This is a genomic window from Actinomadura sp. KC06, assembly GCF_004348735.1.
GTDB lineage: Bacteria > Actinomycetota > Actinomycetes > Streptosporangiales > Streptosporangiaceae > Spirillospora.
In genome coordinates this window covers 18,527-28,570 of the sequence record NZ_SMKT01000115.1, presented here as the reverse complement: position 1 = coordinate 28,570, position 10,044 = coordinate 18,527, and the positions used below count along the sequence as shown (strand labels likewise).

Below are 10,044 nucleotides of genomic sequence, written 5' to 3'. Positions count from 1 at the left end.
GGCGGGGGCCGGGGTGGCGCCGGTCGCGACGGCGACGACGTGGGCGCCGCCTTCGTGGCCCGCGCGGACGTCGTGCGGGGTGTCGCCGATCAGAACGGTGTTCGACGCGGTGAAGTCCTCGCCGTATTTCGCGGTCGCGCGTTGTTGTGCCAGTTTCACGAGGGGTGGGCGTTCGATGCCGTCCATGCCATAGGCGCCGGCGTCCAGGTCGAAGAAGTCGATGAGGGCGAATGCCGTCAGTTTGGTGACGGCGATCGGCCGCATGTTTCCGGTGAGGGCCGATTGGATCACGTCGGGGCGGGCGGCCAGGGCCTTCAGCGCGGCTCGGGCACCGGGGAGGACGTGGCCTCTGTCTGCCAATTCGTCCTGGCGGGCGGTGTAAGCCTCCGCCAAGGTGGTGGTGAACGACGTCATCAGGTCGAGTGCCGGTTCGATACCGTTGTGGCGGAGGGTCTCGGCGGTGATGGCGAGGTCGGTGCGCCCGGCCATGTCGGCGACCTTCTCGGGCGGACGGCCGATGAGCCGGTGGAACACCGTTCCGTAGATCTCGGTGCTGAGCCCCCTGGCGTTAATGAGGGTGTGGTCGATGTCCCAGAGAACCAGTGTGCTCACCTGCGCATGCTAGGCGGAAGCGGCTGAACACAAGGTTTCTGTTGTTGTTCACCTTGGCGTGGAATGCTTGTCAACTGGGTGTGCGCCGTTGCCGACGTCCTTGAGGAGCTGAGCGTGGCCGAAAGGCATCTCGAGATCGAGCAGAAGTACGACGCCGCCGCCGGGTTCGTCCTGCCGGAGCTGGAGGGGCTGCCGGGTGTGGCGTCGGTCACCGAGCCCGAGGTCCATGAATTGCACGCCGGTTATTTCGACACCGCCGATCTGCGGCTCGCGGCGCACGGCATCACGTTGCGGCGCAGGCGGGGCGGGACGGACGCGGGCTGGCACCTCAAGATGCCCGCCGGGCCGGACAGCAAGCAGGAGCTGCGAGCGCCGCTGGGCCGTCCGCTGGTCGTCCCGGCGCGGCTGGCGGGGCTGGTCGCGGCGTACACGCGCGGCGAGGAGCTGCGCCCGGTCGCGACGCTGGAGACCGCGCGGACCGTCGTCCGGCTGCTCGCCGAGGACGGGACGGAGCTGGCGGAGGTCGCCGACGACCTGGTGACCGGCCGCGCCGGGACGGACGGCGACCCGGTGCGGTGGCGCGAGATCGAGGTCGAGCTCGGCGCCGGGCCCCCGGAATTGCTGAAGGCGACGGGCAAGCGGCTGCGGAAGATCGGCGCGCGCAAGGCGAAGTCGTCCTCCAAGCTGGGGCGGCTGCTCGGGGACGCGGTCATGCCGTCGGAGGCCGCGGCGGCACGGGCGGCGGCGCGCTCGTGGATCGCGGAGGCGACGTCCAACGGGAAGGCTCCGGCGGTGACGACCGGGGAGGTCGTGCTGGCCTATCTCGCGGACCAGGTCGCGGCGGTGCTGGCGTTCGACCCGAAGGCGCGGCTGGGCGAGGACGACGCCGTCCACCGGATGCGGGTGGCGGTGCGGCGGTTGCGGAGCGCGCTGCGCAGCTACCGGACGGTCCTGGACGCCGAGCGAACGGCCCCGCTGGGCCCGGAGCTGCGATGGCTGGCCGGTGTCCTCGGCGAGGTGCGCGACCGCGAAGTGCTGCGCATGCGTTTCGCCGGGGCGCCGGCATTCCTGCTTGAGGATCTGGAAAGGCAGGAGCGGGCCGCTTATCGGCGCCTGAATGCGAGCCTTAGAGAGGCGCGGTATTTCCTGCTGCTCGATGAGCTCGATCGGCTGGTGGCCGATCCGCCGCTGGCGCTGGCGGGAGACAGGAAGGCGCGCAAGGAACTGCCGGGGCTCGTCACGCGGGCATGGGACCGGATGGCCAAGGACTACGCGTCGATCAAGACGGCGGACGACCCGGACGTCGCGCGGCACGAGACGCGGAAGGCGGCCAAGCGGGCGCGGTACGCGGCGGAGCTGGCGGTGCCCGTGCTGGGTGCGGCGGCGAAGAGGGTGGTCAAGGACGCCAAGCGCATCCAGGAGGTCCTCGGCGAGTACCAGGACGGTGTGATCGCCATGGAGCATCTGGAGGCGGCCGGGAAACGCACGAGGATTCCGGCGGAGGCGTTCGCGTTGGGCGTCCTCTGTGGGAAGGAAGAGTGCGAGGCGGAGGCGGCGCGGGACCGGCTGCCGACTACCTGGTCGCAGACGCTGGGGCCAGCGTTTTAGGGCTGTGGCGTTCCAGGGCCGCCATTGAACCGGGCGCCAGGTGCGCCACCCAGAACTCCGATTTGCGCAGGCTCGGGTCGTCCGGGACTTTCTCCCCCATCTCCTTGCACAGTCCGGTGACGAGTTCGGAGACGACTTCGCCGTGGGTGCTCACGATGGTCGGGACGCCGTCCGCGACCAGGGCGAGGAGCCGTTCGACGGCCCGTCCGGGGCTGGTGGCGCCCACCGTGAACGCCGCCTCGGTGCTGATGGGCCTGCGGACGAGCCGCGCATACGGCAGGACGGTTTCCAGGCAGCGCGCCGTCGCAGAACTGACCAGCCGGGCCGGGCCGTAGGAGCGGAGGAGGCGGGTCAGGTCGGCGGCCTCCGCGCGGCCGGGTGCGTCCAGCGGACGCAGCTCGTCGGCCTCGCGCCAATCGAGCTTCTCGCCCGCCGACGCGTGCCGAAGGATCACGAAGGGCACGGTGTTCGACGGGCCGCGCAGGAACTCGCGGAGCAGGTCGACGTCGTGGCGGTAGCTGAGCCTGGCCTCGGCTTCGGTGGGCGGGAGCCAGGCGAGCTCGTCCACCTCGTCGTTCGGCGTGAACGCGCTCTCCGCCACGGGCCTGGCCGCCCAGTAGTAGACCTGTTTGGTGCGTTCCCGGACGGGATAGGTGCTGGTCGGCAGCCGGCGGCCGAGGCGCGGGACGATGCCCGTCTCCTCCTCGGTCTCCCGGACGGCGGCCCGCAGCATGTGCTCGCCCTGGTCGATCTTGCCCTTGGGGAACGACCAGTCGTCGTAGCGGGGGCGGTGGATCACCGCGACCTCGGGACCGGCCTCGGGGCCGTCGCCGGGGCCGTCCCGCCACAGCAGCGTGCCGGCGGCCCGGACGACTACCGGTGGCGCCACCTCACACCTCCCCCGGCCCGCGGGGCACACGCACAGGTCATTGGGCTTCGACCGTCCTCCACCGGCGGCTCTTGACGAGGTGGGTCTGGATGTCCTGGAGGGGCTCGCCCGGACGGGCCTGGAGCCGCGTCCAGGCGCCGTCGCCCGCGAGGGCCCACGCGTCGGTGCCGTCGTCCATCGCGCGGTCGAGCAGGTCGAGCAGGCCGTCGCGCTGGGCCCGGTCGGTGACGGTGACGAGGGCCTCGACGCGGCGGTCCAGGTTGCGGTGCATGAGGTCGGCGCTGCCGATCCACACCTCGGGCTCGCCGCCGTTCTCGAACGCGAACACGCGGGAGTGCTCCAGGAACCGGCCGAGGACGCTCCGCACCCTGATCCCGTCCGACAGGCCGGGCACGCCGGGGCGCAGCGCGCAGATGCCGCGGACCCAGACGTCCACCGGCACCCCGGCCCGCGACGCCCGGTACAGCGCGTCGATGATCACCTCGTCGACGAGCGAGTTGCACTTGATCCGGATGCGGGCGGGATGCCCGGCCCGGCGGTTGTCGATCTCGTGCTCGATCCGCTGGACGAGCCCGGACCGCAGGCTGTTCGGGGCGACGAGCAGCCGGTGGTAGGAGCCCTGCCGCGAGTAGCCGGTGAGGTGGTTGAACAGGGCGCTGACGTCCTCGCCGACCTCCGGGTCGGCGGTGAGCAGGCCGAAGTCCTCGTACAGCCGGGCGGTCTTCGGGTGGTAGTTGCCGGTGCCGATGTGGCAGTAGCGGCGCAGCTGGCCCTCCGCGTCCTGCCGGACGATCAGCGCCAGCTTGCAGTGCGTCTTCAGCCCGACGAACCCGTACACGACGTGGCAGCCGGCCGTCTCCAGCTTCCGCGCCCACGCGATGTTGGCGCGCTCGTCGAACCTGGCCTTCAGCTCGACGACGACCACGACCTGCTTGCCGGCCTCGGCGGCGCTCATCAGCGCGTCCACGATCGGGGAGTCGCCGCTCGTCCGGTACAGCGTCTGCTTGATCGCGAGGACGCGCGGGTCGGTCGCGGCGTCCTCGATGAGCCGCTGGACGGTCGTGGTGAACGAGTCGTACGGGTGGTGGACGAGCACGTCCCGCTCACGGATCGCGCCGAAGATGCTCGCATCCTCCGGCAGGGCCTCCTTGGACGGCACGAAAGGGGGGTATTTCAGCTCCGGCCGGTCGAGGTCGGCGATGGCCGCGAGGCCGCCGAGGTCGAGCGGGCCGGGCACGCTGTAGATCTGGCCCTCGTGCACGGCCAGCTCGGACGTCAGCAGTTCGAGCACCCCGCCGGAGATCGACTCCTCGACCTCCAGCCGGACGACCGGGCCGAACCGGCGGCGCAGCAGCTCCCGCTCCAGGGCCTGGAGGAGGCCCTCGCTGATGTCGTCGTCGATCTCCAGGTCCTGGTTGCGGGTGACGCGGAACGCGTGGTGCTCGACGACCTCCATCCCGACGAACAGCTGGCCGAGATGGGCGGCGATCACGTCCTCCAGCGGGGTGAACCGGTCCGGGGACGCCTCGATGAACCGGGGCAGCAGCGGCGGGACCTTGACGCGGGCGAACATCGTCGCGTCCGTCTCCGGGTCGCGGACGATCACCGCGAGGTTGAGCGACAGGCCCGAGATGTAGGGGAACGGGTGCGCGGAGTCGACGACGAGCGGGGTGAGGACGGGGTAGATCCGGTCGCGGAACAGGCGGCGCATCCGCTCCTGCTCGGTCTCGGCCAGCTCGTCCCAGCGCAGGATGTCGACGCCCTCGTCGCCGAGCGCGGGCCTGATCTCGTCGCGGAAGCAGGCGGCGTGCCGCTCCATCAGCTCGTGCGCGACCTCGCCGGTGCGTTCGAGCACCTCGCGGGGCTGCCGGCCGCTGGCGGACTGGACGGCGAGCCCGGTCGCCATCCGCCGGGCGAGGCCCGCGACGCGGACCATGAAGAACTCGTCCAGGTTGCTCGCGAAGATCGACAGGAACCGGACGCGTTCGAGCAGCGGCAGCGCCGGATCCTCGGCCAGCTCCAGGACGCGCTGGTTGAACCGGAGCCAGCTCTCCTCCCGATCGAGGAAGCGGTCCTCCGGCAGCGCCTCGGCCTGATGAGGGATATGTCCTGGATTGACGGTCATACGGTGATTTTCCCTGAGCAAGGTGAACGACAGTCGAACTCGGGTGCTTAGCCGAAGTATCAGACACTTCGATGATCCCCCGGGTTCCCGCAGATCACTCGCTATCTGAGCCGGATCCGCGCGCCGTCACCCACCGGAGTGGCCCATGATCAGACGGTGCCCGAGGCGACGGGTCAGATCGTGGACGAACACGTCCGCGAGCGGCGGCCAGTTCCAGAAGCGCAGGCCCAGCTCGGCGAACGCGCACGGCACCGGCCAGCCCCATCCGTTGAGGCCCGTCCGGGTGGCGCAGCGGGCGCAGACCAGCGAGTCCGGGCCGCCCTCCAGCCACTCCTCCACCTCGGGCAGGACGGCCTCGAACGGCAGCCAGGCGCAGCAGTGCGGGCAGGTCACGCGGTCGTCCTCGCGGACGTTGCCGTAGAAGGCGGTGCGGCCGACGTCGACCTCCAGGCCGTTCGGCCACACGTCGGGGAAGCCGCCGAGGTCGCCGGTCACGATCGTCGAGGCGCACGGGCCGGGCGCGTACCCGCCGGGGACGTCGCCGAGCACGCAGTCGGTCCGGTCGGCGACCACGACCCCGGCGCCGACGAGCCGGCCGAGGACGGCGCGGGCGAGGTCGGGCGCGTCTCCGGGATGGGCGTCCACGTCCGCGACCCACCGGCTCCGCTCCCCCACAAGCCCTCACACTACGCCGCACAGCCTGTCAAAGGGGGCGGCGTGGCTGCGGGGACACCGATCTCTCCTCGAAGAGGGCTTCACTGTGGGAGGCGCCGTTGGTAGACCGAAAAGCGTGACCCATCACGAGCCCTTCCCGCCGTCCACGACCGCGGTGTTCTGGCCGCGGTGCTCAGCCGTCCAGGGATGCATGGGACGCGCCGTCGATGGGCCGGGCGGAGCCCGTCGTTTGAATGGTGGTGGGCGGGGGCTGGAGGACGGTGGGCCGGGCGGCTGCCCCGCCCATCTGCCCCCGGCCGAGTTCGAGCGGTTCGTGGGTTCGCTGCGTCCGGGCGGCGATCTGGACCTGCGGGGCGTGACCGTCCCTCCGTGGCTGCTGGACGCCGTGCTGGACGCCGTCACCGGGCCCGACGGGCGGCCCCACCTGGGCCGCACCCGCTTCGACCGGGCGGTGCTGCCGTCCGACGCCGGGCTGCGCGGCTTCTGCGTCGAGGGCGACAGCTCGTTCGACGGCGCCTGCTTCCTCGGCGGCGCCTCGTTCTACGACGCGCGGTTCTTCGGCAACGTCTCGTTCCGCGGGGCGCGCTTCGGACGCAACGTGTCCTTCCACGCGGCGCGCTTCCACCGGCACGCCTCCTTCGAGGAGGCCGTCTTCGCCGGGGACGCCCTGTTCGGCGAGGCAGGCTGGCACGCGGACGCGTCGTTCCGGCGCGCGGTGTTCATGGGCGCGGCCTGCTTCGACCGGGCCAGGTTCGGCCGGGACGCGGCGATGCAGGCGGCGTGCTTCGGCGGGGCGGTCTCGTTCAAGCGCGTCCAGGTCACCCGGCACGCCAGGTTGGAGCGCACCAAGTTCCGCCGCGGCGCGTGGCTGGGGCCGCTGGTCGCGGGCGGCCGGATCGGGCTGGCGGACGTCTGCGCGCACGGCGGCCTCCGCGTCCACGCGGCGGCCCGGCACGTCACGGCGCGCGGCGCGACCGTCCACGGGGAGGCCGACTTCCGGCTGCGGCACGCCGAGCTGGACCTGGAGGACGCCGTCTTCGACGCGACGGTGTCCGTCCGCACGCTGACGCACCCGATCCAGGGCCTCGCCGAGCCGTCCTGGCCGGGCCCCGGGACCGTGCGGCTGACCTCGCTGCGGCGGGTGGACGCCGCGCTGGTCCGGCTGACCGACGTCGACCTGAGCGGATGCGGCTTCCTCGGCCTGCGCCGCCCGGACGCGCTGCGCATCACCGGCGACTGCGCGTTCGCGACCGCGCCCCGCAGGCCATGGCCGCGCCGGGGCCCGGGACGCGCCGTCCTCGCCGACGACGACAGCGCGTGCGGCGACGACCGGCTGGCCGCGCTGTACCGCGACATGGCCCGCGCCACCGCCGACTCCGGCCGCCGCCGTCTCGCCAGGGACTTCCGGTACAGCGCGCTGGAGAAGCGCCGACACAGCGAACCCGGACGGTGGCGGCGCTGGGGCCTGCACCTTCTCTGGATCACCTGCGGTTACGGCCTCCGGGCCGGACGCGTCGTCGCGTGGATCGCCATCATCGTCGCGCTGGTCTGCTCGGGCGCGACGCTCCTGCGCCACGACAATCGCCAGGACGCCGCCCGCATGCTCCACATGAACGGCGACGACACATAACCGCCCCGTGATCTGACGCCCGAGCGCGGCCGGGGTCTCGACAAAAGGGCGGGGCTCCGTTTTGTCAGACCCTTGGGTAATCATTCTTGTTATGAGCAGAGACACCCACCATCCGGGGGTGCAGTGCCCGCACTGCCAATCGCATCTCGCGCTCGTCCCCGTGCCCGCGAACACCGCCGCCGCACCGGTTCCCGCCCTGCCGCTCGTACTCAAGGAGGAATGGCAGCCGCCGCCCGTCGCCGAAGTCCTCGCGGTTTACGCCGGGCGCGCCAAGGACACCGCGACCGCCACCCGCGGCGCCGCGAAGGTCAGGGAAAGCCTCAACCGCGCCCGCGCCGCCGCCGCACAGCGCAGGGCCGCTCAGAAAACCGCCCGCCGAACCCCGAAAAGCGCCTGATCACATATAGATCACTAAAGCCTCGCGCGGCACGCGTGAGGACGTGAGGAAGGGACGGCACCGCCCTGCGGGCACCGTCCCCTCCCGCTCGCGGGCTCAGCGCGGGGCCGAGTCCGTCCATTCGGCGGTGAGCACGACCTCGGAGCTCATCGTCCGCCCCGCGGGGACGTCCGTCCCGGCCGCGGGCTTCATCATGACGGTCGCCCTGGCCAGCGCCGTCCCGGTCGACAGATCGATGATCACCTGTTCGCGGAGCGTCCCGGACGGGGTCTCGCCGTCGACGGCGATCGCGTTCCCCGGACGGCCCTGCGGATCCGTGACCCGCCCGATCGATTTCACCGCCGGGAGCCCGGCCAGCATCCGGAACCCGGCCGCCCGCACCTCGGGCCGCACCGGCATGTCCAGCACCACCCCGCTCGCGACGCGGTAGAGCCACTCGCCGCCGTCCATCGGCCGGTCGGACTCGGTGTCGTGCCCCTCGTACCACCGCATCAGCTCGGACTTGAGCCGCTTCGGGTCGGACGGCAGCGCCCGCACCTGCGCCATCGTCACGTTCCGGCCGAGCCAGTACACCTTGTCCCCGTCGACCAGCGGCGACGCGCTGAGCTTGGGCGGCTGCCGCGACGTGGGCGCCAGCTTCGCCCGGTACGGCTTGGTGATCTTGCCGCCGGGGGTGACGGGCACCCGGATCTCGAACGTGTCCGGCGATCCTGCGCGCCGCCAGGCCGCCTCGTCCGCCGCCGTCGTCGGCTTCGCCCCGAGATACTGCTGCCGCCCGTACGCCGTGCCGCCCTGTTTGCTGGGCGTCCAGCTCTCGTACTTGTCCCGGACGGTCACGCTGTAGCGGGCACTGCCCTTCCCGATCGTGTACGTGTGGGACGAGATCGACACCGTGTGCCAGTACGCGCGCATCGTGTCGCCCCGTCCGTCGGCCTTCTGCGCGGCGGTGAGCAGGACGGTCTTCGCGTCGAGCTTCTGCGTCTGCCCATGATCACCGCCCGCCCGGCGCGGCTCCGGCCCGTCCCCACCGGACGGGACGAAGGTCACCGCCGCCACCGCCCCGGCCGCGACCACCGCCCCCGCGAGGCCCACGCCCCACACCGGACGGACGCGCCTCCACGCCGCCTTCCGCGATCGCACCTCGGCCGGGCCGGGCCCGGCGGCCATCGCACGCGCGAGCTCCCCCTGCCGGACGCGCCCGTCTACCGGCGCGTCCGGGTCCAGCTCGGCGGGCCGGGCCTCCCTCAGGGTCCGCAGCACGTCGTTCATCCCATCTCCTCCTGAACAGTCGCCACTTGCCGCCCCGCGCGAACCCCGCCCGCCGTTCCAGGCTCGCCTGCAGCCCCGGATCGGCGTGCCGTCGCGGCCTGAGCCACCGTGGCCTGAGCCACCGTGGCCGTCGGCTCGCTGCCGGGGGCTTCGGCGTCCTCGGCGGCGCGGGCCAGTCGGCGGCGCGCCCGGTGCAGCCGCACCCGCAGCGCGGCGGGCGAGCAGCCGACGACCCGGGCGGCGTCGCGCGGTGTCAGCCCCTGCCAGGCGACGAGGATCAGGATCTCCCTGTCGCCGTCCGGCAGCGCCGCCATCGCACGGAGGACGGCGAGGCGTTCCGCCACGTCCTCGGCGATGTCACCGGCGGGATGCGCCGTCCACCGCCCGAGCTCGGCGGCGAACGACTCGCGCCGCACCTCCGCCCGGTGGCCGTCGCGCAGCACGTTCCGCGCGACGCCGAGCAGCCACGGCAGCGCCGGGTCGGGGACGTCGGCGAGCCGCCGCCACGCGACGGCGAACGTCTCGCTCACCACCTCGTCCGCGGCCTGCCGTCCGGCGCGGCTCGCGGCGTACGCCCACACGCGCTGGCGGCATTCGTCGTAGATCGCGGTGAAGCGCCGTTCCTCCTGAGCCTCGCGAGCCTCATCTGCCTCGTCTGCCACCGCCTGCTTCTCCGTCCGTCCGGGGTCCGGGTGTCCGCGTGTTTCGCGTCACCAGGTAGTGGCCGGGAGAGGCCCATCGTTACGCATGGCCCCGAGGGCGACGAGCGCGAGCAGTACGTTGAAGCGAGAAAAGCTCCGTTTCGGACGGGCCATCACCCCGTATATTTGCTCAACGGC

The 10,044-nt window shown here is 72.4% G+C and carries 9 protein-coding genes; 3 read left to right on the top strand and 6 right to left on the bottom strand.

Going from position 1 to position 10,044, the window contains the following annotated elements:
• On the bottom strand, positions 1-612 hold a 612-nt coding region (locus tag E1287_RS29865), incomplete at its 3' end, for a haloacid dehalogenase-like hydrolase (protein ID WP_131968601.1).
• 63 nt (positions 613-675) lie between these two features.
• Here E1287_RS29865 and E1287_RS29860 point away from each other — a divergent pair.
• A complete protein-coding gene (locus E1287_RS29860) occupies positions 676-2,220 on the top strand; it encodes a CYTH and CHAD domain-containing protein (RefSeq protein ID WP_131968600.1) in 1,545 nt (514 codons plus the stop codon).
• On the opposite strand, the gene E1287_RS29855 is transcribed toward E1287_RS29860, so the two are convergent.
• From E1287_RS29855 to E1287_RS29845, 3 genes are all read right to left on the bottom strand, one after another.
• Positions 2,186-3,109 carry an NUDIX domain-containing protein gene (locus E1287_RS29855; RefSeq protein ID WP_131968599.1) on the bottom strand — a complete coding sequence of 308 codons (924 nt, stop codon included), beginning with the start codon at positions 3,107-3,109 and terminating at the stop codon, positions 2,186-2,188. The genes E1287_RS29860 and E1287_RS29855 overlap by 35 nt on opposite strands.
• Positions 3,110-3,146: 37 nt before the next feature.
• On the bottom strand, positions 3,147-5,234 hold the full coding sequence (locus E1287_RS29850) for an RNA degradosome polyphosphate kinase (protein ID WP_131968598.1): 2,088 nt from the start codon (positions 5,232-5,234) through the stop codon (positions 3,147-3,149).
• Positions 5,235-5,360: 126 nt separating this feature from the next.
• Positions 5,361-5,909, bottom strand: coding sequence for a hypothetical protein (locus tag E1287_RS29845; RefSeq protein ID WP_131968597.1), 549 nt, complete (start codon positions 5,907-5,909; stop codon positions 5,361-5,363).
• Between the two features lie 115 nt (positions 5,910-6,024).
• Between E1287_RS29845 and E1287_RS29840 the strand changes: the two genes are divergently transcribed.
• Positions 6,025-7,539 (top strand): pentapeptide repeat-containing protein, encoded by a 1,515-nt coding sequence (locus E1287_RS29840; protein WP_131968596.1) that lies wholly within the window; start codon positions 6,025-6,027, stop codon positions 7,537-7,539.
• A 91-nt stretch (positions 7,540-7,630) separates the two neighbouring features.
• Positions 7,631-7,936 (top strand): hypothetical protein, encoded by a 306-nt coding sequence (locus tag E1287_RS29835; protein WP_165969237.1) that lies wholly within the window; start codon positions 7,631-7,633, stop codon positions 7,934-7,936.
• 96 nt (positions 7,937-8,032) lie between these two features.
• On the opposite strand, the gene E1287_RS29830 is transcribed toward E1287_RS29835, so the two are convergent.
• Together E1287_RS29830 and E1287_RS29825 are read right to left on the bottom strand one after the other, a co-directional pair.
• The gene (locus E1287_RS29830; RefSeq protein WP_131968595.1) at positions 8,033-9,205 is read right to left on the bottom strand and encodes a CU044_5270 family protein; all 1,173 of its coding nucleotides are present in this window, start codon (positions 9,203-9,205) and stop codon (positions 8,033-8,035) included.
• Entirely contained in the window at positions 9,202-9,867 is a 666-nt protein-coding gene (locus tag E1287_RS29825) for a sigma-70 family RNA polymerase sigma factor (protein WP_243719524.1), read from the bottom strand. Before E1287_RS29825 ends, E1287_RS29830 begins: the two co-directional genes overlap by 4 nt.
• Between the last annotated feature and the right edge of the window lie 177 nt (positions 9,868-10,044).

Excerpts from the sequence above, each read along its gene's own strand:
- E1287_RS29835 (WP_165969237.1), top strand. The coding sequence starts at position 7,631 with ATGAGCAGAGACACCCACCATCCGGGGGTGCAGTGCCCGCACTGCCAA.
- E1287_RS29850 (WP_131968598.1), bottom strand. The coding sequence starts at position 5,234 with ATGACCGTCAATCCAGGACATATCCCTCATCAGGCCGAGGCGCTGCCG.
- E1287_RS29830 (WP_131968595.1), bottom strand. The coding sequence starts at position 9,205 with ATGAACGACGTGCTGCGGACCCTGAGGGAGGCCCGGCCCGCCGAGCTG.
- E1287_RS29860 (WP_131968600.1), top strand. The coding sequence starts at position 676 with ATGCTTGTCAACTGGGTGTGCGCCGTTGCCGACGTCCTTGAGGAGCTG.